The 21,636-nt window shown below is 28.0% G+C and carries 27 protein-coding genes; 24 read left to right on the top strand and 3 right to left on the bottom strand.

Going from position 1 to position 21,636, the window contains the following annotated elements; genetic code table 11:
- Positions 1-3: 3 nt before the first annotated feature.
- The 11 genes from AB3K27_RS13085 to AB3K27_RS13035 all read left to right on the top strand — a co-directional run bounded on the left by AB3K27_RS13085 (position 4) and on the right by AB3K27_RS13035 (position 7,250).
- Positions 4-720 carry a DUF881 domain-containing protein gene (locus tag AB3K27_RS13085; protein ID WP_368487866.1) on the top strand — a complete coding sequence of 239 codons (717 nt, stop codon included), beginning with the start codon at positions 4-6 and terminating at the stop codon, positions 718-720.
- A gap of 16 nt (positions 721-736) precedes the next feature.
- The gene (locus tag AB3K27_RS13080; RefSeq protein ID WP_368487865.1) at positions 737-1,078 is read left to right on the top strand and encodes a small basic family protein; all 342 of its coding nucleotides are present in this window, start codon (positions 737-739) and stop codon (positions 1,076-1,078) included.
- A gap of 10 nt (positions 1,079-1,088) precedes the next feature.
- Positions 1,089-1,814 (top strand): DUF881 domain-containing protein, encoded by a 726-nt coding sequence (locus tag AB3K27_RS13075; protein ID WP_368487864.1) that lies wholly within the window; start codon positions 1,089-1,091, stop codon positions 1,812-1,814.
- Positions 1,815-1,981: 167 nt separating this feature from the next.
- Positions 1,982-2,650 (top strand): YggS family pyridoxal phosphate-dependent enzyme, encoded by a 669-nt coding sequence (locus tag AB3K27_RS13070; protein WP_368487863.1) that lies wholly within the window; start codon positions 1,982-1,984, stop codon positions 2,648-2,650.
- Between the two features lie 12 nt (positions 2,651-2,662).
- Complete coding sequence (locus AB3K27_RS13065; protein ID WP_368487862.1) at positions 2,663-3,115, top strand: cell division protein SepF; 453 nt, start codon at positions 2,663-2,665, stop codon at positions 3,113-3,115.
- A 29-nt stretch (positions 3,116-3,144) separates the two neighbouring features.
- A complete protein-coding gene (locus tag AB3K27_RS13060; protein ID WP_368487861.1) occupies positions 3,145-3,423 on the top strand; it encodes a YggT family protein in 279 nt (92 codons plus the stop codon).
- A gap of 30 nt (positions 3,424-3,453) precedes the next feature.
- Positions 3,454-4,230 carry an RNA-binding protein gene (locus AB3K27_RS13055; RefSeq protein WP_368487860.1) on the top strand — a complete coding sequence of 259 codons (777 nt, stop codon included), beginning with the start codon at positions 3,454-3,456 and terminating at the stop codon, positions 4,228-4,230.
- A gap of 15 nt (positions 4,231-4,245) precedes the next feature.
- On the top strand, positions 4,246-4,962 hold the full coding sequence (locus AB3K27_RS13050) for a DivIVA domain-containing protein (RefSeq protein WP_368487859.1): 717 nt from the start codon (positions 4,246-4,248) through the stop codon (positions 4,960-4,962).
- Positions 4,963-5,159: 197 nt separating this feature from the next.
- On the top strand, positions 5,160-5,852 hold the full coding sequence (locus AB3K27_RS13045; protein ID WP_368487858.1) for a 5'-methylthioadenosine/adenosylhomocysteine nucleosidase: 693 nt from the start codon (positions 5,160-5,162) through the stop codon (positions 5,850-5,852).
- A gap of 32 nt (positions 5,853-5,884) precedes the next feature.
- Positions 5,885-6,340 (top strand): signal peptidase II, encoded by a 456-nt coding sequence (gene lspA, locus AB3K27_RS13040; protein WP_368487857.1) that lies wholly within the window; start codon positions 5,885-5,887, stop codon positions 6,338-6,340.
- Positions 6,330-7,250, top strand: coding sequence for an RluA family pseudouridine synthase (locus tag AB3K27_RS13035; protein WP_368487856.1), 921 nt, complete (start codon positions 6,330-6,332; stop codon positions 7,248-7,250). Before lspA ends, AB3K27_RS13035 begins: the two co-directional genes overlap by 11 nt.
- Before the next feature lie 102 nt (positions 7,251-7,352).
- Here AB3K27_RS13035 and uraA read toward each other — a convergent pair whose 3' ends face one another.
- From uraA to AB3K27_RS13020, 3 genes are all read right to left on the bottom strand, one after another.
- Positions 7,353-8,645: a uracil permease gene (gene uraA / locus AB3K27_RS13030; protein WP_368487855.1), complete on the bottom strand. Its 1,293-nt coding sequence runs from the start codon at positions 8,643-8,645 to the stop codon at positions 7,353-7,355.
- Between the two features lie 30 nt (positions 8,646-8,675).
- Positions 8,676-9,209 carry a bifunctional pyr operon transcriptional regulator/uracil phosphoribosyltransferase PyrR gene (pyrR, locus tag AB3K27_RS13025; RefSeq protein WP_368487854.1) on the bottom strand — a complete coding sequence of 178 codons (534 nt, stop codon included), beginning with the start codon at positions 9,207-9,209 and terminating at the stop codon, positions 8,676-8,678.
- Positions 9,210-9,394: 185 nt separating this feature from the next.
- The gene (locus tag AB3K27_RS13020) at positions 9,395-11,140 is read right to left on the bottom strand and encodes an NFACT family protein (protein WP_368487853.1); all 1,746 of its coding nucleotides are present in this window, start codon (positions 11,138-11,140) and stop codon (positions 9,395-9,397) included.
- Between the two features lie 156 nt (positions 11,141-11,296).
- Between AB3K27_RS13020 and dapF the strand changes: the two genes are divergently transcribed.
- The 13 genes from dapF (at position 11,297) to AB3K27_RS12955 (ending at position 21,495) form a co-directional block, all read left to right on the top strand.
- Entirely contained in the window at positions 11,297-12,121 is an 825-nt protein-coding gene (gene dapF / locus AB3K27_RS13015; protein WP_368487852.1) for a diaminopimelate epimerase, read from the top strand.
- On the top strand, positions 12,121-13,206 hold the full coding sequence (locus tag AB3K27_RS13010; protein WP_368487851.1) for a hypothetical protein: 1,086 nt from the start codon (positions 12,121-12,123) through the stop codon (positions 13,204-13,206). Before dapF ends, AB3K27_RS13010 begins: the two co-directional genes overlap by 1 nt.
- A gap of 224 nt (positions 13,207-13,430) precedes the next feature.
- Complete coding sequence (locus AB3K27_RS13005; RefSeq protein WP_368487850.1) at positions 13,431-14,927, top strand: GspE/PulE family protein; 1,497 nt, start codon at positions 13,431-13,433, stop codon at positions 14,925-14,927.
- 145 nt (positions 14,928-15,072) lie between these two features.
- Entirely contained in the window at positions 15,073-16,137 is a 1,065-nt protein-coding gene (locus AB3K27_RS13000; protein WP_368487849.1) for a type II secretion system F family protein, read from the top strand.
- 36 nt (positions 16,138-16,173) lie between these two features.
- Positions 16,174-16,584: a type II secretion system protein gene (locus AB3K27_RS12995; RefSeq protein ID WP_368487848.1), complete on the top strand. Its 411-nt coding sequence runs from the start codon at positions 16,174-16,176 to the stop codon at positions 16,582-16,584.
- A gap of 27 nt (positions 16,585-16,611) precedes the next feature.
- Positions 16,612-17,064 (top strand): type II secretion system protein, encoded by a 453-nt coding sequence (locus tag AB3K27_RS12990; RefSeq protein ID WP_368487847.1) that lies wholly within the window; start codon positions 16,612-16,614, stop codon positions 17,062-17,064.
- Positions 17,016-17,552 carry a prepilin-type N-terminal cleavage/methylation domain-containing protein gene (locus AB3K27_RS12985; RefSeq protein ID WP_368487846.1) on the top strand — a complete coding sequence of 179 codons (537 nt, stop codon included), beginning with the start codon at positions 17,016-17,018 and terminating at the stop codon, positions 17,550-17,552. The genes AB3K27_RS12990 and AB3K27_RS12985 overlap by 49 nt, the downstream gene beginning before the upstream one ends.
- Positions 17,521-18,018, top strand: coding sequence for a competence type IV pilus minor pilin ComGF (locus AB3K27_RS12980; protein ID WP_368487845.1), 498 nt, complete (start codon positions 17,521-17,523; stop codon positions 18,016-18,018). The genes AB3K27_RS12985 and AB3K27_RS12980 overlap by 32 nt, the downstream gene beginning before the upstream one ends.
- Positions 17,973-18,419: a hypothetical protein gene (locus tag AB3K27_RS12975; RefSeq protein WP_368487844.1), complete on the top strand. Its 447-nt coding sequence runs from the start codon at positions 17,973-17,975 to the stop codon at positions 18,417-18,419. The genes AB3K27_RS12980 and AB3K27_RS12975 overlap by 46 nt, the downstream gene beginning before the upstream one ends.
- A 3-nt stretch (positions 18,420-18,422) precedes the next feature.
- Complete coding sequence (locus AB3K27_RS12970; protein ID WP_368487843.1) at positions 18,423-19,157, top strand: hypothetical protein; 735 nt, start codon at positions 18,423-18,425, stop codon at positions 19,155-19,157.
- Positions 19,158-19,233: 76 nt separating this feature from the next.
- A complete protein-coding gene (locus AB3K27_RS12965; protein ID WP_368487842.1) occupies positions 19,234-19,677 on the top strand; it encodes a hypothetical protein in 444 nt (147 codons plus the stop codon).
- A gap of 27 nt (positions 19,678-19,704) precedes the next feature.
- On the top strand, positions 19,705-20,118 hold the full coding sequence (locus AB3K27_RS12960; protein WP_368487841.1) for a hypothetical protein: 414 nt from the start codon (positions 19,705-19,707) through the stop codon (positions 20,116-20,118).
- A 300-nt stretch (positions 20,119-20,418) separates the two neighbouring features.
- A complete protein-coding gene (locus AB3K27_RS12955) occupies positions 20,419-21,495 on the top strand; it encodes a M24 family metallopeptidase (RefSeq protein ID WP_368487840.1) in 1,077 nt (358 codons plus the stop codon).
- Positions 21,496-21,636 lie beyond the last annotated feature (141 nt).

Below are 21,636 nucleotides of genomic sequence, written 5' to 3'. Positions count from 1 at the left end.
AAAATGCGTAAGTTAACCTCTCAAATTAGTATGGCTTTGGTATGCGGTATACTTGGATTTATGCTTGCTTACCAGTTTAAAGTACTTATGAAACAAGAAAATGCTTTCAATATAAGTAGAGAAAATAGTACAGATATCACAGTAGAGATAGAGCAGTATAAAAAAGAAAAAAGTGCTTTGGAGGCAAAAGTAAGTGAACTTCAAAATAAAATAAAAGACTATGAGGATGCTATGGCAAGCAAAAGTGATTCTACAAAAAATCTTTTGAAAGATTTGGAGGATAGTAGAATGTTTACGGGAGAAGTAGATGTAAAAGGGCCCGGTATAATAATATATCTGACTCCAGATAGTAAGCTTTTTAGTAATAATAATATTGGTAATCATATAACTGATAAGGATTTAGCTTACTTGGTAAATGAACTTAGATTTGCAGGAGCAGAGGCTATATCTATAAATGATATAAGGATTGTTTTAAGGACAGGCATAAGGACTGCAGGTAATTATATACTTATAAATGATGAAAAAATATCACCCTCCAGTAGAATAGTAATAAAGGCTATAGGAGATAAAAATTTACTTTACAGTGCTATGGGATTTCCGGAAGTATTTACAGATTTGAAAACCATATGTGAAGTTAAATTTGAAAAATCAGACAGCATAAATATAAAGAAATATAATGGTACATATAAATTTGAGTATGCAAAGCCTGTAAAAGAATAGTAGGATGTGATAAAAGATGATAGGGTTTATTGGTCTTATGCTAGGAATAATTATAGGGATAGTCTGGAATGTGAATATTCCAGATAAATTTTCCCCTTATATGTCTGTAGCAATTTTGGCTTGTTTAGATTCGGTGTTTGGCGCTGTAAGAGCTAATCTGTCTAAGGATTTTCAATTAGATATTTTTATATCTGGTTTTTTTGGAAATGCAGTACTAGCAGCAGCACTTGCCTATTTAGGAGATAAGCTTGGAGTACCTATATATTTAGCGGCAGTTATAGTTTTTGGAGGTAGAATATTTGATAATTTTGCAATTATACGAAGGCTGTTAATAGAAAAAACCAAATTACGTCAATGAGGTGAAGTAAATGAAGGCTACTGAAGCCAATGTTTTTGTTTTTATAGCTTCTGTAATTATAGGTATACTTATATCTATGAATATTAGTATTTACAAGGGAAAAACTACAAAATCAGTATTTTTAAGTGCAAAACAATATCAAGACGCGTATAGTTATAAAAATCAGATCTATAGTGAAATATTGTCATTAACAGCGCAGTATAATGATAATTATAATAAATTAAAAAAATATATGGATAATGAAGAAAATGAAGCTCAGGTTATAAATACCATGAATGAAGAAATAGATAAATCTAATATAATACTTGGAAAGGTAGCTGTGGAGGGACAGGGAATAAGTATATATTTAGATGATGCTACCATGGAAGATGGACTGGATGTACTTGAATATCAAATGAAAATTGTTCATAATACTGATATTATACAGGTAATAAATGATCTGAAAAATGCAGATGCAGAGGCAGTTTCTATAAATGGACATAGAATAGTAAACAGTTCTGAAGTATATTGCAGTGGACCTTTTTTAAGAGTGAATGGAGTAAAGATTGCAGCTCCTTTTTTAATTGATGCCATAGGAAATAAAGATGTACTTTATAATTATATGATGTCAAATGAGAATTATCTAAAGACAATGATGATTAGAAAAATAAAGGTGAATGTGAAAAAATCTGATAATATACAAATACCCGCTTATAATGGACAATATAAAATACACTTTATGGAGAAGGAAAATTAAGTATTGTTATATTTTTTATAATATATATTAATTTATATAAATTTATTTAAAATTAATAAAAAAAAAATAATTTTTGAAGGAATTTTAATGTCCGTGAAGAATAAATAATTTATAAGGTATTTGTAGTGTTTAAAAACTGTGTTTAAAGATATAAGGAGACGGTATTATTGTCAATTAAGGAAAATTTAAGTAAGATTGAAGGAGATTTAAGAGAAAATGATGTTATTTTAGTAGCAGTTTCAAAAACAAAATCTATTGAAGATATACAAAAAGTCTACGATTTAGGTATTAGAGACTTTGGAGAAAATAAAGTTCAGGAATTTATAAATAAAGAACCTAATTTGCCTAAAGATATAAGATGGCATTTTATAGGTCATCTTCAAAGAAATAAAGTAAAATATATAGTAGGTAAAGTAGAACTTATCCATTCTCTAGATAGTGTAAAACTCCTCCAGGAATTAGAAAAACACTATAAAGCTAAAGATTTGACTGCAAATGTGCTTATTCAAATAAATATAGGACGTGAAGAAAATAAGACAGGCATATATTTAGAAAATTTAGAAGAATTAATAGAAGCCTGTGAGTTATGTACTAATGTTAAAGTTAAAGGTCTTATGTCTGTAATTCCCATAGGAGATGAAAAAAGTTGTAGAAACTATTTTCGAAAAATGAAGTATATTTTTGAGGATCTAAAAAATAAGAAGTTCACAAACATTAGCATGGATATACTATCCATGGGTATGACTCATGATTATGGTGTAGCTGTTGAAGAAGGCTCTACTTTGGTAAGAATTGGGGAAGGTATATTTGGAAAGAGAAATTATAATAATAAATAGGAGGTATTTTTTATGGCTGGCAAGATGATAAACAAAATGATGGGATTCTTAGGGTTAGAAGATGATTTGGAAGAGGATACAGAAGAAGTTGAAGAGGGAAAAAATGCAAAAGATGATTTTACAGATGTAGAGACTATTATGAACTCTAAAAGACAAAATAAAGTTGTAAGTATACATACTACAATATCAGCTAAAGTTAGGATAGTTAAGCCAACTACCTATGAAGAAGCAGCGGATATATGTGATGAACTTAAAAATAGAAAGATTATAGTTATAAATACTACAGGATTAGAAACCAGAATAGCCCAGAGATTGTTGGATTTTATGGGTGGAGCAAGTTATGCATTGGGTGGAGATCTGGAGGAAATAGAAAAGGGAGTATATATACTTTCCCCATCTAGTGTAGAAGTTAGTAGTGATTTAAAAAATGAATTATCTGCAAAAAAAATATTTGGTTGGAAATAATAGTATAAATAAAATAATTGGAGGAAAAAATGATAAGCAATACTTTAGCCGTTGCAATATCTCTTTTATTTAGATTTCTTGAGGCTGCTATTATATTAGATGTAATTTTATCATGGATTATGCCAGGAAGAGGTAATGCTTTTGTGGAACTTTTGCATGTGTTTACAGAGCCTCTTATGAAACCGGGTAGAATGCTTCAAGAAAGAATTATGCCTGGACTTATGATAGATTTTTCACCTATAGTAGCTTTTTTTATGATAGATATAATAAGAGGAATTATATTTACAATAATTGAAGCATTTATGTAATAGCCTATAGAAAAATTTTAAAGGAGAATTATGGACAAAAATACTTTTTTAAGTAAATTTTACTTTTATAATGAAAGTGAAATACTATCTATATATGATAAAATAATTTTAGCAAAAAAAATTCACAAGAATGTATTTACTTCAGAGTTTTATCCTCCGAATCTTTGGAAAACCTTAGAGGATTTTAAAGAGCAAATTGGAATAAATGTATATAGTTATGGCATATTTGAAAATGCAGAAAGGAAGATTTTAGCGTTTTCAGAAAGTGAAGTATCAGATTATCCTATAAGGCTTATGAAGATAAAATGTAACTCCAAATTTGTCAGGCTTCAACATAGAGATTATTTAGGTGCACTTATGGCTTTAGGAATTAAAAGAGGAAAATTTGGAGATTTAATAGTAAAAGAAAATAATGAATGTTATGTAGCTGTTCATGAAGACATAAGTGGTTATATACAGATGAATTTAAACAGTATAGGAAAATGTGGATGTAATACAATCTTTTTAGAGACTAATATAAATCAAATTCCTGACTATGATTTTAAAACTTTTGATATAAATACTTCGTCACTTAGAATTGACTGTTTACTAAGTTCCATGTGCAGAATATCTAGAAGTAAATCAGAAGAGCTTGTGAAACAAGGCAAGGTACTTTTAGATTATTTGCCTATAACTAAAAAAGATAAAGTCATAAATGATTCTGTGTGTGTTATAATTGTCAGAGGTTATGGAAAGTTTAAAATTGTAAAAAAGTTGGGTTATACCAGAAGAGGAGGATGTAAACTTCACATAAAAAAATTTAATTGATTTGAGGTGCTTAGGATGTTGATAACTGCAGGGGAAATAACAAATAAAGAATTTAAGAAAGGGCTCAGAGGCTATAATATAGACGAAGTAGATGAATTTTTGGATAAAATAGCAGAGTCTTATGAAGCCATATGTAAAGAAAATTCTCTTTTAAAGGAAAAACTTCAGCTTATGGAAGATAAAGTGAATCATTATAATAAAATGGAAAATACTATAAAAGGAACTCTTTTATTAGCTCAAAATACCTCTGAACAGGTTAAGGAGAATGCAAAAAGGGAAAGTGAGTGCATGCTGAAAAATGCCAATGAAACTGCCCAGAAAATAATAGATAAGGCCCACAGTGATGTAATTCAAATTAATGATGAATTTGAGAGGTCAAAACAGGAATTTAGTAAATTCAGAACTAAGTTTAGAAGTTTTGTTAAAACTCAATTGGAAATGTTTGATGATATGGAAAAGGATTTTGTAAAAAACTACAATATAGGATATGAGATGGATGAGATCCCTGAAAAGGATATTGAGGTAAAGAGCATAGAAAAAGTGGAACCAAAGGGTATTGAATTCTCTCCATCTTTAAAGGAAAGTAATTTAAATAAGGAAGAATACGTAGATAATATAAATAAAGATGATGTAGATAAGTATGATACTAAAGAAATAAGTAAGATTGAAGATGAAATTTTTACAGAAGAAGATGAATTGGAAGAAATTAAGAATTTTTTTGTAAAAGGATAAAAAAAAGGCCACTCTGAAATTAGAGTGACTTTTTTTATATCAAGTTTTTCTTAGATTCAAGTGGAGTTTACTATAGTAAATACCCCTTTTCCATCTGAATCTAAAAAGAACTTATCCCTACCATATGTGTAAAAGTTGACAATTTACAATAAGTTATATATGCTATTTAATAAGATCGAAAGAGGTGTATTTATATTATGATTATTGGAATTATTGGGGCTATGGATGAAGAACTGAAGATAATATTATCTGAATTGAAACTTCATAAAACTGAATTAAAAGCTAATATGGAGTTTAATTCAGGAAAATTGTATGGTAAAGATATAGTAGTGGTAAGAAGTGGTATAGGGAAAGTAAATGCAGCAGTATGTACTCAAATACTTATAGATGATTTTAAAGTGGATATAATAATAAATGTGGGTATTGCAGGGGGAGTAGCAGAAAATGTATATCCTGGAGATATAGTTATAGCAGATAGTCTGGTACAGCATGATGTTAATGCTGTGGCCTTTGGATATGAAATAGGACAAATACCTAGATTGGATACATATGATTTTAAATGTGATGAAAGACTTGTAAAAAAAGTTAAAAGTACTTGTTCTAAAATGAAAAATAAAAATAGCTTTGTGGGAAGAATAGTTACAGGGGATGAATTTATTTCAAGTTCAGAAAAGGTAAAATATTTATATAAGAAATTCAATGCTCTTGCTTGTGAAATGGAGGGTGGAAGTATTGCTCAAGTAGCTTATTTGAACAATGTACCTTTTGTTATAATAAGATCCATATCTGATAATGCAAATAATGGAGCTAGTATGGAGTATGAAGAATTTGCACCTATTGCTATAAAAAATTCTACAGAAATATTGAAAAATGTAATTAAAAGTTTATAGTAAATGTAAAACAATAAGACTGGAGGTAATTAATGGAGATAGTTATAATACTACTGGGACTTGCTGTAGATAGGCTTACCAAAGTGTGGATTATGCAAAATTTATCTGAAAATTCTTATATAGATGTGGTGAATAATATGGTATCTCTTTTTTATCTGAAGAATAGGGGAGCTGCCTTTGGAATTTTACAAAATAAATTATATTTGCTTACTACAATCACAATAGTTGTAATCATAGGTATGGTATATTATATTTTTAAATTCAGGCCTCAATCAAAAATAATTAAAATAAGTTTTTCACTTATAATAAGTGGAGCTTTGGGTAATCTGATAGATAGAATATTATATAAATATGTAGTTGATTTTATAGCCCTTCATTTTAAAAATATTTACTATTTTCCTATATTTAATATAGCTGATGTTTTAGTGGTAACAGGTACTATAGTATTGGCATTTTGTTTGTTAAAGGAAGAAAAATATGAAAGTTAGAAATTTTTTAGTAAATGATGAAGAAGAAAATTTAAGATTGGATTTATTTATTTGCAAACATGTTCAGGATAAATCTAGATCCTATATTCAAAATTTAATAGAGGATAGGTTAGTGGAAGTAAATGAAAGGGTAAAAAAATCCAATTATAGAACTAAGATAGGAGACAATATTAGGGTCTCTTTACCAGATGCTGTAGAGCTTAACATAAAAGCAGAAAATATAAAACTTGATATACTGTATGAAGATAGTGATGTAGTTGTGGTAAATAAGCCTCAGGGAATGATAGTGCATCCAGCTGCAGGAGTACATACGGGTACTTTGGTAAATGCACTTTTAAATCACTGTAGAGAGGATTTATCAGGTATAAATGGAATTGCAAGGCCGGGGATAGTACATAGAATAGATAAGGATACCTCTGGAATACTTGTTGTTGCCAAGAATGATATATCTCACAATAAATTATCAGAACAACTAAAGGATCATTCTATGACCAGAGAGTATATAGCTTTAGTTGAAGGAATTGTAAAAGAAGAAGAAGGAAGTTTAGATAAGCCTATTGGAAGACATAAAAAAGATAAAATAAAGATGGCAGTGGCAGAAGATGGCAAAAAAGCTATTACCCATTATAAGGTAATTAAAAGATTTAAAGATTACACTTTAGTTAAATGTATACTTGAAACAGGAAGAACGCATCAAATAAGGGTACATATGTGTTACTTAGGACATCCTATTGTAGGAGATCCGGTATACGGCTATAAGAAACAGAAATTTAATTTAAAAGGTCAGTTACTTCATGCCCAAAAGTTAGGTTTTATACATCCTACTACAGGTATGTATATGGAGTTTGAGGTAGAAATACCGGAGCATTTTAAGAGAATAGTAGATATTTTATCCAAAGGTGGCAATTAGTTAATACTCCCATCTTCTTCAAAGTCAGGTATATTAAGCACTTGAGGAAGATGAAGTGTGGTAGTATGCCTTTTAAATTCACCACACTTCATCTTTAAATTTTTAATTTGAGTTTTTTAATTCTGCAGCACTTTGTTCGGGTAGTATTAAATTTAATATTATTCCTATAATAGTTGAAAGTGCAACTCCAGATATTTGTACCGGAGAACCTCCCAAGGTAAAATCTAAAGAAGCTCCCCCTATGCCTATTACTATTATGACAGAAGCCAATATAAGGTTTCTATTTTTGCTAAAATCTATTTTATCCTCTACAAATATTCTAAAACCAGAAGATGCTATTATACCAAAGAGCAATATACTTACTCCGCCTATTACAGGTATGGGCATATTCTCAATAAGAGTGGCCACAGGTCCTATAAAGGATAAAACTATAGCTATTATTGCAGCACCTCCTATAATCCATACACTATATACTTTAGTTATAGCCATAACACCTATGTTTTCTCCGTAAGTTGTGTTTGGAGGTCCTCCTGTAAAACCTGCAAACATTGTGGCTACACCGTCTCCCAGTATAGATCTGTGAAGACCTGGCTCCTTTGTAAAGTCTCTGCCAACTACATTGTTGGTTACGTAGACATGACCTATATGTTCTGCCAGAGTAACGAAGGCAATGGGAGCCATAAGCAGCATGGCATTTATATTAAACCTAGGAAACATAAAAGCAGGTACTTTAAAGAAAGTACTGGATAATATAGAATCTATAGCTTGTTTAGGTATAATACCTAAAACCAGTGAGAGTGTATAACCTACTATCATAGCTACCAGTATAGGTATTACAGCAAGAAAACCCCTAAAATACATACTTCCAATTACTCCTACAGCTAGTGTAACTACTGAGACTGTTATCCAGGCCCACCTTGGAACATTTTGCATTTGATCGTTTACAAAAGATGGATTAAATCCAGCCCAATTTATAGCTGTACCTGCAAGACCTAATCCTATAACTATAACTATAGAACCTACAACTACAGGGGGAAGAGCTCTGTTGAGCCAATTTACACCACAAAGTTTTATTATAATTGCTACAATTATATAAACCAATCCAGAAGCTATTACACCAGAAAGCATAGCTTCCGGTCCATAATTTTTTGAAGCTATAAGTATTGGAGTTATAAAGGCAAAAGAGGAACCTATATATGCAGGAAGCTTGGCTTTAGTACAGAGTATATACAAAAGAGTTCCTACACCACTGCAAAATAAAGCAATGGATGGACTCATACCTGTAAGTATTGGTACAAGTATAGTAGCTCCTACCATGGCAAACAAATGTTGAAAACTCAATGGCAGGGTAATCTTTAAGGGTAGTTTTTCTTCTACGTCTACATAATTTTTCATTTACAAACACTCTCCATTATTTTAAAAACTTTAAACTTCATATATTTTTACTGAATTATATTTATCTATTTCTGAAATTTCTACAGAGACTATTTCATTTCTAGATGTAGGAATATTTTTACCTACATAGTCAGCTCTTATAGGAAGTTCTCTATGACCTCTATCAATTAATACAGCCAGCTGTATTAATTTTGGTCTTCCAGAATGTATTATTGCATCTATTGCAGCCCTTGCAGTCCTTCCAGTATAAATTACATCATCTACTAATATTATCTTTTTATCTTCTACATCTATTGGGTGTGATTCTCTTATGATAGGCTGCTTGGATAATCGGCTTAAGTCATCTCTGTAAAGACTGATATCTACACTTTCCACTTTTAACTTAAGTTTTTCAATTTTATAAATATTTTCTGATAGTCTCTTTGCCAGAGGATATCCCCTTCTCTTTATACCCACAAGTACTATATCTTCTGCACCTTTGTTTTTTTCTATTATTTCATGGGATATTCTAGTCAAAGTTCTGTTTATAGCTTTTTCATCAAGTATAAGTGCTTTTAATTTCAATAATTTCACCTCCTCATATTGTGTTTTAACTAAATAAAAAAGCCCTTCTCCAAACGAGAGGGCATAAAAGTACCTATTTTAATTGCCTTATTGACCTCACGGGATCACTTTAAAGGATATTAAATTTCTAATTAATTATAAGATAGTTTATAGGGGATTGCAAGTTTTTCATGAATTTTTGAATTTTAGTCTATTTGCTCAATAGAAGGTTTCTCAGGGGTTATATATATAGTTTTATTGGAGTAATATATTACCATTCCAGGTTTAGCTCCATTTGGCCTATGCGTATTTCTAACCTCCGTATAATCTACAGCTACTTTTGAAGAATTTCGGGCCTTGCTATAATAGGCAGCAAGACTGGCAGCCTCTTCCAGAGTTTTGTCTGGAACTTTACCAAAATTTTTTACTATTACATGGGAACCCGCAGTATTTTTTGTATGAAACCATAAGTCTCTTTTGTCTGCAAATTTTAAAGTAAGGTAGTCATTTTGTAGGTTGTTTTTACCTACGTATATTTCTATACCGTCACTTGATATAAACTTTGCAGGTTTGAAAGCTTTAGTTTTTTTCTTATTTGTTGATTTTTTAAATTTAATATATCCTGTTTCCATAAGTTCTCTTTTTATTTCTTCAATATGATCATAACTGTCAGAATTTTTTATATTTATAAATACAGAATTTAGGTATTCAATTTCTTCTTTAGCTATTTTTAATTGTTCTTCAGCTGCTTTTTCTGTTTTCTTTAATTTATTATATTTTTTAAAATAGCTTTGAATATTTTCAGAAGGTGTCTTGTTTATATCTAATTTTATGCTCATATATTCTAGTGTATCACTGTAATAATTTTGAACTTTTATATGAGAGTCTCCCTTATGTATATTGTAAATATTTGAGGTAAGTAATTCTCCATGTATTCTGTATATATCTTTATTTTTACAATCTTTTAAATTTTCTATTAAAATTTTAATTTTTTTATTGCAGCGCTCTAAGTTTATATTTATCAACTTTTGCATATCAGAACTTTTGCTATTTAATCTGTCTGCCATATCTTTTTCGTAATAAAAATCATCTATAAGCTTAGATGGAGTGGAATAATGTACTTCTTCATAATCATTTAGATAAGTTAATTTACTACAGTAGAAGTCTTTCATTTTTCCATCTTTAGTATAATAGACAAAATAAAACTCATTATTTTTAAACTGAGAAAAGATTTTGTTGCAGAAGCTATGTAAGACAGTTATAGTTGATTCTTTAAAAATATCTAGTTGAGATAATTTTAATTCAGATAGCATATGATATAATTCTTTCGAAAAAGAAGTACTTACACCTGTAAATATTTTAGAAAAAGATTTATTATCCAGGAATTTCATGTTTTGCACTACATGTTTGAATTCTTCTCTTTTACAGCAAAAAGGATTTAATTTATTAGAAATAGGTGGAAAAATATATTTAATTCCAGGAAATAAGGATCTGATAGAATTAATTTCAGGTGTTATATGTTTTATACTATCCATAATCATAGTGTCTTTTTTACGAATTAAAGTTATATTACTGTGTTTTCCCATTATTTCTACAACTAAAGTATATATGTTGTCAAAACCTAATTCATTCAAACTTTGAAAGTCTAGGAATATTACCCTATCTGTATCCAATTGAGATATGTTAATTAATTTTGATGAATTCAAATATTTTCTTAAAATCATACAAAACATAGGAGGCTGCATTGGATTTTTTTTATTTTTATATGTAAGGTGTATTTTAGGATATATTGAACTGGAACTTATCAATAATTTATGGACTGTTTTTTCATTTCTAACAGTTAATGTTATTTCATCTTTTTCAGGTTGATTGACCTTTTCAACCTTTCCTCCTAGTAACTTTAATTTTAATTCTTGTAAAATGCTATGTATAAAAATACCATCTAAGGCCATATTGTTCATCCTCTCATATAGTTGTATATCTAATTGATTATATCATTTTAAATTTTTAAAATAAAGTTACAAAATTATTGTTGATAAAAGGTTAATACAGTAGTAAACTTAATTTGAAATATTTAGTGTATTTTTATAGGAGGGTGAAATCTTAGAATGAAATTTACTAAAATGCATGGAACAGGAAATGACTTTATAGTCATTGACGATAGAGAAAATAGATTTTTAGGAAAAGAAGAAGAGCTTGGTTTAAGGCTTTGTAATAGACATTTTAGTATAGGGGCAGATGGAATATTAATAGTAAGAAATAGTAATATTGCGCCTATTAAAATGGTAATAATAAATTCAGATGGTTCTTATGCCTCTATGTGTGGAAATGGGATAAGATGTTTTGCAAAATATGTATGGGAGGAGAATTTAGTAAAGGATACGGCTTTAAAAATTGAAACAGGAGATGGAATAAAAGAGGCTTTTTTAACTATAAAAAATGGGAAAGTAGAAGAAGTTACCATTGATATGGGAATACCTTCTTTTGTTCCAGAAAAAGTACCTGTTGAATTTAAAGAAGAAGTTATAGAAAAAGAAGTAGAAATTAAAGGTAAAAGGTATATTATAACTACTTTATTTATGGGAGTTCCTCATACAGTTATATTTGGTAAGCTTAAAGATTATGATGTAGCTGAGGGAAAATACATTGAAAAGTACCCTATATTTACTCAGGGAACCAATGTTAATTTTTGTGAAATTGTAAACAAGAAAGAGGTGAAAGTAAAAACTTGGGAGAGAGGTGCTGGACCTACTTTAGCTTGTGGCACAGGAAGTTGTGCATGTGTTGTAGCTGCACATAAAATAGGACTTACAGAAGAAAAAGTTAAAGTTACAGTTCCAGGAGGAATACTTTTAATAGAAATAAAAAAGAATAATAATGTATTCATGACAGGGGCGGCAGTAGTTTGTTTTAAAGGGGAATATGATATTTAATGCAATATTTAAAAAAAATCATACTTTTTATGGTACTGCTTGTTATGAATGTTACTTTAACCGGATGTGGCAATAAAAATGAAGATAAAATTGAGAAAGTAGAAATATCTAATTATTCTAATACCATTATAATTGAAAGCAATGAAAATAAAAAAAAGGTGTACAATGTTGATAATTATCAATTATATGAGAATGGAACAATTGATGATGTAACACAGATAGTATATGATAAAGAAAAATCTGTTTATGTGTATTTAGTTAATATGGATAAGAGAGGACAATCTAGTAATAATAAAATAGTAATAATAGATAAGGGAATAAAAAGTGAAATTAAGGATTTTTTTTCTGCTATGGATATAAAATTAAACTCTTCTGGAGATAAAATTGCCTATAGAACCTTTAAAAGTAATTCCCCAGATAGTGCGCAGGGAATGAAAATATATGATTTAAAAAGTAAAAAATATTTGAAACTTAACTCTGAGGTATTAGTTTCAGGTAATCTATATACATGGCTTGATGATCACAGAATAATTTATTACGGCAGTGTAGAGAATAAAAAAAATTCTGATAAGATATACATGTATGATTTCAATACCTCTAAGGAAGAAGTTTATTTAGAAGATACTAAAGGATATTGTATTTATTTCACCTCTTTAGGAAATAATTTGTTATTTCTGTCAAGAGTAGGAGAGGGTTTATATTTATACTATTATGAAGATAAAAGTAAGGAATTCAAACTTTTAAGTGATAATTTTAGAGAAATATATAAATCCTTGTCAGATGAAGGAAATGGGACTATATTCTTTTTTGCCAGCATGGGGGAAAAGGATACTGCACTTTATAAATTTACACCCAATAATAATGAATTAAAAAGAATTACATATGATTTTCCAAAAAATATTAAAACTTCTTCAGAAATGTCTAGAGATGAAGAAGGTAATGTGTATTTTATAGGTTTTCAAAATGAAGAAAGCAGTGAAGAGATATTCATGTATAATATATATGAAAAATCCATAAATATTATATCGGATCATGAAGGAAATTATAATATCTATGGGAATAAGAGTAAAATAAGCTTTAACTAATAATAAAAAGTACTGTAAAAATTTGTTTACTGTACTTTTTATTATTTTTATCCGCATGAGGCAATTAGCTAATACTCCCATCTTCTTCAAAGTGGAAATAAGTATTTTTCATAAGCAAACTCTAACTGAACCTCTGAATTACTTAATTTTAAAATGAATGTTTAAAAAGTTACATACTGGATATAATTTTAGGCATATTAAATTAATAGAAAGTGAGAGGTATAATGTTTTCTGTGGAATTAGAATATATAAATATTGAAGACATTGTTTTAGACACAGAAATAGTTAAAAAAATACCAGAAGAGATAGCCAGAGATAATTGCTTGATAGCTTTAAAAAAAATTAATGAAAAATTTGTGATAGTCATAGGCAAGAAATTGAATTTTCCATTGATAGAACAGTTAAAATTTATATTGGGCAGTGAATTATCATTTTTTAGATCAAATCAAAAGAAAATATATCAGTTAATAAATACTTATTATTGTAGACAAAATTTAGATCATGCCTTAAAAGACATAAAGTTCAATAAAAACATTTCAGAATTGACAGTAAACTTCACATCTTACAGAAATAAATTTCAAAATTCTCCAGTGGTAAAGGCCATTAATTACATAATAGATAAAGCCATAGATGAAAGGGCCAGTGACCTGCATATAGAACCCTTTCAAAGCAGTGTAACTATAAGGATGAGAATAGATGGAATAATAGGAGAGTATATAAAAATTCCTCTAAATGTATACCCACTTTTATGTGCCAGAATAAAAATAATGGCAGATATGAATATCGCAGAAAAGAGAATGCCTCAGGATGGCAAGATAAAGTATGTTAAACAAAAACTAAACTATGATTTAAGAGTTTCTACACTTCCTACTATATATGGAGAAAAAATAGTTATAAGAATCTTATATAAAGATGAAAGTATAAAGCATTTGGATACTCTGGGTTTCTTAAAAGAAGATGAAAAAAAAATAAGAAATATGATTTCTAAAAGCCATGGACTTATTTTAGCTGTAGGTCCTACTGGTTCTGGAAAATCTACAACTTTATATTCTATACTAAATACTATAAATAAATATGAAAAGAATATAGTCAGCATAGAAGATCCTGTGGAATATACTGTAGACAATGTAAATCAGGTAAATGTAAACAGTAAAATAGGACTGGATTTTGCACAGGGACTTAGAAGTATATTGAGGCAGGATCCAGATATAATAATGCTTGGAGAGATACGAGATGAAGAAACAGCACATATAGCTATAAGGGCGGCAGTAACAGGGCATTTAGTTATGAGCACACTTCATACAAATGATGCCTTTGAATCCATAGTAAGACTCAAGGATATGGGAATAGCGGGATATTTTATTGAAGATGCATTAATAGGAATAATATCCCAGAGATTAGTTAGAAAAATATGTCCCCATTGTAAGACTAAATATGTGCCTTCATCTAGAGAAGTTAAAGAATTGAATTTACTTTCTACTGATGTATTGTATAGGGGAGAAGGGTGCATAAAATGCAATTATGTGGGATATAAGGGAAGAACGGTGATCTATGAAATAGTTCATAGTAGTGATATTGAAAAAGGATGTTTAAAAAGTAATATTTCTAATATTGAAGAGAAGGTTAGAAAATCAAATATAGTTTCACTTAGACAGAATTGTATACAACTTATTAGATCAGGGATTACCACCTATGAAGAATTTCTGAGGATAAGTTTTTAGTGAAAGTAGGTGATAAAATATAATAAAATATTGGGCACTTAACAAAAATGGGAAAAAAATCAACGGATATTGTGAAGAATATAATTTTAACAAATTAAAGTATGATTTAAGAGAAAAAGATTACTTTATATATAAGCAAGCTTTTGTGAAAAAATATAGAGAATTTTTATTAAAAAGAACCAACATATTGGATATAAGCATTTTATGCAGTCAATTAAGTCTTATGCTAAATACAGGGATACCTTTATTTAAGGCATTTGAAATTTTAGAAATTCAACATAGTAAAAGCAGGCTTAAATTGGCTTTAAAGGCTGTGAAAGAAGATGTTATAAAGGGAAACAGTGTACATGAAAGTATGAAGAAAGTTAAGAATATATTTCCACAATTTATGATTGAGATGATTAAAATTGGAGAAGAATCAGGGAGATTAGAGGAAATATTAAAAAAACTGTCATTATATTATGAAAAACAATATAATATAATGTCTGCTGTAAAGAGTGCCCTTGCATATCCTCTGTTAATTTTAATAACGAGTATGATTATAATGATATTTTTAATGACTAAAATAATACCCCAATTTGTGGATATTATAGTGGCTGGAGGGGGTGAAGTACCTCTTTTAACTAAAATAGTCATATATAGTTGTGAATTTTTAAGACATCATTATGTAAAAATATGTATGGCATCCATTTTAATAGTGGTTTTATTATATAAGCTTAATAAAAATGACAGAGTAAAAAAAATTTTAGAAAATATTAAAATAAAAGCTCCTTATTTAGGGAAAATATACATGAGTTTAATTATTTTTAAAATATGTTCTTCCATGTCCATACTTATGAAATCAGGAATAAATATAGTTAAAGCTTTGAGAATTACAGGAGAATTATTAGAAAGTAGAATTTTAGCTAAAAAAGTAGAAAATTGTGTAATATGTATGGAGCAGGGAGAAGGTATATATAATGCTTTAAGTAGATTGCAGATAAATGACAGAATATTTTTATCTCTCATTAAAACAGGTGAGACAACAGGTGAAATGGAAGAAATATTTTGTAAGCTTGAAGAGTTGTTTGAAAACGATATAAATAGGTGTTTTAAAAAATTAACTAAGGTTATAGAACCTGTTATAATAATATTTTTATCTTTATTTGTAGGAATATTTGTTATGGCGGCTCTTATGCCGATTTTTAGTATAATGGATGCTACTTTGTAATACATATTTATCGTTGAAAGGGAGAAGAGGTGAAATATGAGAAGAACAAATATATTTAAGAATCAGAAAAAAAGAGGATTTACCCTTATAGAACTTATGTTGGTGGTGGCAATAATCTTAATTCTTTTAGGGTTTTTGATTCCTAAATTTTCATCATACCAAAATAAGGTAAAGACTACTAAAGCAATAAATACAGCTAAACAGATTCACACAGCTGCTATGGCTAGTTATGGAGATAATGAGGGAAATTTCAATGGAGAAGATGTTAAAAATTATATATCGGAACTTACTTCTGCAGAAAACCTACAGGTTGAAGAGAATTTAAGTGATACTCAGTTTATAACAATAAATTATGAAAGTGATAAAAATACATATACATTAGAAATAAATGCAGAAGAAAATTCCTGTATAGTGAAGGATGGAGAAAAGCAAATATATCCTAAGTAGATGAAATTTGTACCAAGGAGATAACTTATGATGCTTGAGATTAAGTCAAAAGGATTTACCCTTATAGAATTGATTTTAGTAATAGGTTTATTTTCCATGCTTTTAAGTTTTAGTTTAATTAATATGGGGGCTTTTAGTAGTATAAAAAATAAAATAGATGTTGATTTAACTGGTAATAGGATTGTAAATTTTATAAATAATTCTAAGCTTTATTGTAGGGATAAAGGCAAACAAGGTGGATACATTTATTTTAATGTGAGAGACGGAAATATAACTTTTAATAGTGGTTTGACGGAAATATCTAAAATGGAATTACCAGAAGGGTTTACTTTAAATCAGGTAAGTGATGACAATAAAATAAAAATAGATAGTAGGGGTATCACCGCAGATGCCTGCAGTATAAAATTTAAAGATAGAAAAGGAGAATTGCATTGTCTTACCATGTGTGTTGGAACAGCTTACGTGGAATTCAAATATTAAATTATATTATAGGTAAAGTTATTAAAGGGAATGTTCTAAAAAAAGATAGAATATTAGTAAAAAAAGGATTTACTTTAATTGAAGTGTTATGCAGTATAACAGTTTTTTCAATATTGTTCATGACAGCTATTTCTATACAATTAAATTCTTTTAAAGTAAAAAAGTATAATAAAGATTTATATAATTCTATTTTAATTATGGAATATGTTAAAAATAATATTATTTACAATTGTAGTTATGATGAAATTCTATATTTAAATAATATGAATAAAAAATATATAAACTGTAATGATTTAAATTTTGAGAGTATCAAGGATGACAATTTAGTTGATTTGTTCTCAGATGTGATACCCGGAAAAGAGCCTTACATTGTTTTGGATGTATCTGGAAAAGAAGTTTTAAAGGTAAATTTGCAATTTTATGAGAATATGTATGGCAGTATAAAAGTTCAGGAGTGTGAGTTCTATAAAGGAAACTACAAAAAATAAAACAAAGATTAAAAAGGGTTTTACAATTATAGAAATGGTTATAGTTATATCATTAACAGGCATATTAATTAATCTACCAATAATTGCAATATCAAAATATATGAAATTACATAGAGAAGAAATGAATTATAGTAGGGAAAATTTTTATGTAAATGAGGCATTTATTATAATTGAAAATGAAATGAAAAATGCAAAATATGTAGATATAAAAGACAATATGATAATTTTAAGAAGATATGATAATAAAGGGTATGATTATATAAGACAAAATAAAGGCACTGCGATTGTAATTTCTTATGGAGCCATTAACTCATCTAATGTAAATAACATATTAAAGGATATAAAAGATTTTAAGTTAGAAAGACGTGAAAAAATATTTTATATATCTATAAAGATGAAAAGAGGTGATCTTTATAGGAGATGTTTTGCAATAGAAAGGGAAAAGTTAAGAAAGGATTCATATTAGTATATGTGCTGTTTGTAGGATGTATTTGTATTCTTATTTCACTTGGATGTTATAGTATGGAGATGTATATTAGATCTAATGGAGTAGAGAGATATAAACAAATTTTTAAAGTTAATGCAGCTGAAAAATATAAGGAATATCTTCTAACTGAATTAAATCAGTATATATGTGACACCATATTATGTGAAACAACAAATGTGAAAGAATATATGAATTCTTTAGATAATTTTAAAATATATTTTGAGGAATCCTATATTTATTATGATGGAAATATAGATTGCTTCATTATTAAATATATAATTAATGGGGATTTTTACAAACAGGAAATTTTTGAATATGAAATAAAAGGTAAAGATGTGGCATTTAGTTGTGTAGACTATTCCTTTGTGGAAGGAGATTAAAAAATGTGGCAAAAAGCATTTTTAGAAGTAGGTAGAAAAAACATAATTTATAGAGAAATATGTAAAAAAAATTTTTTTATAAATTTATTTAGTAGAAGTAAGAAAAAAATTATTTTTTCAAATAAACTTCAGGACATTAAAGTTAATTTAAAAAATAAAAAATTGTATATATTAGTTCATGGGGAAGAGATATATATAACATACATGGATTTGCCTAAAATGAAAAGTGAAAATCTTTACAGGGTTGTAAAAAATGAATTGGAAAGTAGATTTAAAAATATAGATAATATAATGTTTTCATATGAAATAGTTAAGCGTGGTAAGCACAGTTTAGGATTGATTGTTTTCTGTATGAATTGGAGTAATATGAATATAGCAAAAGTATGTAATGATAAAGGAGGTAACATTAAAGAAATAATGCCTATTCAATTTTACGTTTGGTCAACTTATAAAAATAAATTAGGAAAGGAAAATTATATATTTACTTTAATTAAAGAGGATACTTTATATCTTATGGCTTGTGAAGGAGATAAGATTATATTTAATAATGTATTTAAAAATATAATTGTTAAAGAAGAATTTTTAGGAGTTTTGGAACAGTTTAAATTTAAGTTAAACATCCTGGTTCCAAAAATTAAATTTTCTACTATAGTATTTGTAGATTTTTTATATAAAGACATAATAGAAACTCTATGTAAAAGCTATACTTGCAAAGATTTGGGGAATTTTAGTATTTGATAATATATAGATATAAGTTCTATTAATATACACTAAAATTTAAATATGTCTGAATTCAAGAGAGGTAATTTTAATTATGAAAAACCTATATTTTTTACCATACTGGTATATACAAAATAGAGAAAATAAAAAAAATAAAAATCTCAAATTTTTTATTTTAATAATTTTAATTTTTACTATTATATTGTTCAATATATATTCAATAAATAAAGATAAGCTTAGTAGTATAGAAAATAAATTGAAGGATTATGCATCCATGCAAAAATCACAGTATAGTAGAGATAATACTATTAAAAGTTTTATGGATTTTTATGATTATATACATAAAGAAAGAAATTTTAAAAGCATAAATATTGAAAATAGGAATATAGAAATTGATATAGTGGGGAAGGAACAAGAGTGTTTTTCTTTAATTAAAGACATTGAAAATTCCAGTAAATTTATGGTAAAAAATTTTAACTTTTTAGGAAATGAAAAGGAAGAAAATGAAATATGGAAAATAAATTTACTTTTAAAGTAATTTTATTTAAATTAAGGTGGAATATTAATGATGAATAAGGCAAATAATTTATATAGAGTTATTATAATATTTTTAATTTTTATAAGTGTTATACTTTTAGTAAAAAACTATAGGGTTGTTTCTCTTATAAAATACCAAAATAATAAGCTTCAATTATTAGAAAAAAAAGAAATAAAAAAGAACTGTAAAATAAGTTATTCGGAAGTTTTAATCAAATTAAATGATATAGAAAATCTTAATATATTAAACTTTACAAATTCTAATAGTGAAAATTTGTCTCTTCAAGCTGAAATAATAGGAGATAAAAATAAAGTGAAGGGTATTTTAACACAAATTAAAAATATTGATAATTTCTATAGTATATCAAGTATTAAAATTCAACAGGGGGAAGTAGATAATATAAAAGTAGCACTAGATATTAAATTTAAAAAAAATAATTAATATTTTTTAATTTACAGGTAATATATATTATATGGCATACTACTGAATAAATACATTTAAATATCCTTATAATATATTTGCAAATAATCATTACTTTTGATAAAATAACATTGTTTAGGGTATATTGTAAGCTGTTTATTGCAATTTTTAATATAATTTGTAGTATGTAGGTTGTTGTATTATTTATAATTTGGCAAATATTAGTTTTAAATTTTTAGGGGAGTAATAAAAGTCCCATAGTTAAAGGTTTAATATGTATAAAAATGTTATTCCCTGTTAAAGAAAAAGGGGGTAATTTAAGTGTTCAAAAAAAGAATTAATAAATTAAGAAAAGCCATGGATAAAAAGGGTATTGATGGGGTTTTACTCATAAGTGATGCAAATAGAAATTATTTGAGTGGATTCACAGGAAATGAAAGTTTCTCTGTTATAACTTCTGATAAAGCTTTTTTTATAACTGATTCAAGATTTACAGAACAAGCTATGCAGCAGGTTAAAGATTACGAGATATTGGAATATGGTAGAGGCATTTCATTTATAGATTTTTTAAAGGATTTATTAAATAAAATAAATATTAGAAGGATAGGATTTGAGGGAAATATACTTTCCTACAACCAATATATACTTTACACTAATAAATTACAGTGTGAATTTGTTCCTATGGATGGAATTGTAGAAAAGTTGAGGGCGGTAAAAGATGAATTTGAAATAAAATCAATACAAAATGCAGCCAGAATTTCAGACAAAGCTTTTGAACATATAATAAAATTTATAAAGTGTGGTATGACAGAGAGGGAAATAGGTTTAGAGTTAGAATTTTATATGAAAAAATTAGGAGCTAAAGAGTTGTCTTTTCCATCTATAGTTGCGTCTGGAATAAGATCCAGTCTCCCACATGGGGAAGCAACAGATAAAATTATAAATAAAGGCGAGTTTTTGACATTAGACTTTGGATGCATATTTGATGAGTACTGTTCTGATATGACAAGAACGGTTGTAATAGGCGAGCCAACGCAAAAAATGTTAAAAATATACAATGCTGTGCTGGAAGCTCAACAATTGGCTTTAAAGGAATATAAGCCTGGAACACCTGCAGCAGATGTAGACAGCATAGCCAGGGGCCATATAGAAAGAGAAGGTTATGGAAAGTATTTTGGCCACGGCCTAGGACATGGAGTGGGAAGACAGATTCATGAAGCACCTACCATATCATTTAAGAATAAGGGTAAGTTAGAAGTAGGTATGGTGGTTACAGATGAACCAGGAATATATATACCAGATTTTGGAGGAGTTAGAATAGAAGATCTATTAGTAGTTACAGAAGAAGGAGGAAAGGTTCTATCAAAATCCTCAAAAGAGTTAATATGTATAGGGTAATTATATAATATAATATTATATTATTATAATAGATCATAAAACCAGATAAAAATTGAAAAGGTCGAATAAGAATAAGAAAGGGGTTAAAGCCGTTGTATCAACATTTTATATGTTGATTGTGTAGGGTGATGTACATCCGAA

It is taken from the genome of Clostridium sp. BJN0013 (assembly GCF_040939125.1).
Classification (GTDB): domain Bacteria; phylum Bacillota; class Clostridia; order Clostridiales; family Clostridiaceae; genus Clostridium_B.
The sequence above is the reverse complement of the archived record's forward strand: the minus strand, read 5'-3'. Positions and strand labels throughout refer to the sequence as shown.

Excerpts from the sequence above, each read along its gene's own strand:
- dapF (WP_368487852.1), top strand. The coding sequence starts at position 11,297 with ATGAAATTTACTAAAATGCATGGAACAGGAAATGACTTTATAGTCATT.
- AB3K27_RS12990 (WP_368487847.1), top strand. The coding sequence starts at position 16,612 with ATGATGCTTGAGATTAAGTCAAAAGGATTTACCCTTATAGAATTGATT.
- lspA (WP_368487857.1), top strand. The coding sequence starts at position 5,885 with ATGGAGATAGTTATAATACTACTGGGACTTGCTGTAGATAGGCTTACC.
- AB3K27_RS12995 (WP_368487848.1), top strand. The coding sequence starts at position 16,174 with ATGAGAAGAACAAATATATTTAAGAATCAGAAAAAAAGAGGATTTACC.
- AB3K27_RS13010 (WP_368487851.1), top strand. The coding sequence starts at position 12,121 with ATGCAATATTTAAAAAAAATCATACTTTTTATGGTACTGCTTGTTATG.
- AB3K27_RS13080 (WP_368487865.1), top strand. The coding sequence starts at position 737 with ATGATAGGGTTTATTGGTCTTATGCTAGGAATAATTATAGGGATAGTC.
- AB3K27_RS13085 (WP_368487866.1), top strand. The coding sequence starts at position 4 with ATGCGTAAGTTAACCTCTCAAATTAGTATGGCTTTGGTATGCGGTATA.
- AB3K27_RS13060 (WP_368487861.1), top strand. The coding sequence starts at position 3,145 with ATGATAAGCAATACTTTAGCCGTTGCAATATCTCTTTTATTTAGATTT.
- AB3K27_RS13075 (WP_368487864.1), top strand. The coding sequence starts at position 1,089 with ATGAAGGCTACTGAAGCCAATGTTTTTGTTTTTATAGCTTCTGTAATT.
- AB3K27_RS12975 (WP_368487844.1), top strand. The coding sequence starts at position 17,973 with ATGTTTTGCAATAGAAAGGGAAAAGTTAAGAAAGGATTCATATTAGTA.
- AB3K27_RS12965 (WP_368487842.1), top strand. The coding sequence starts at position 19,234 with ATGAAAAACCTATATTTTTTACCATACTGGTATATACAAAATAGAGAA.
- uraA (WP_368487855.1), bottom strand. The coding sequence starts at position 8,645 with ATGAAAAATTATGTAGACGTAGAAGAAAAACTACCCTTAAAGATTACC.
- AB3K27_RS13035 (WP_368487856.1), top strand. The coding sequence starts at position 6,330 with ATGAAAGTTAGAAATTTTTTAGTAAATGATGAAGAAGAAAATTTAAGA.
- AB3K27_RS13005 (WP_368487850.1), top strand. The coding sequence starts at position 13,431 with ATGTTTTCTGTGGAATTAGAATATATAAATATTGAAGACATTGTTTTA.
- AB3K27_RS13020 (WP_368487853.1), bottom strand. The coding sequence starts at position 11,140 with ATGGCCTTAGATGGTATTTTTATACATAGCATTTTACAAGAATTAAAA.
- AB3K27_RS13045 (WP_368487858.1), top strand. The coding sequence starts at position 5,160 with ATGATTATTGGAATTATTGGGGCTATGGATGAAGAACTGAAGATAATA.
- AB3K27_RS13050 (WP_368487859.1), top strand. The coding sequence starts at position 4,246 with ATGTTGATAACTGCAGGGGAAATAACAAATAAAGAATTTAAGAAAGGG.
- AB3K27_RS13065 (WP_368487862.1), top strand. The coding sequence starts at position 2,663 with ATGGCTGGCAAGATGATAAACAAAATGATGGGATTCTTAGGGTTAGAA.
- AB3K27_RS12970 (WP_368487843.1), top strand. The coding sequence starts at position 18,423 with ATGTGGCAAAAAGCATTTTTAGAAGTAGGTAGAAAAAACATAATTTAT.
- AB3K27_RS13055 (WP_368487860.1), top strand. The coding sequence starts at position 3,454 with ATGGACAAAAATACTTTTTTAAGTAAATTTTACTTTTATAATGAAAGT.
- AB3K27_RS12960 (WP_368487841.1), top strand. The coding sequence starts at position 19,705 with ATGATGAATAAGGCAAATAATTTATATAGAGTTATTATAATATTTTTA.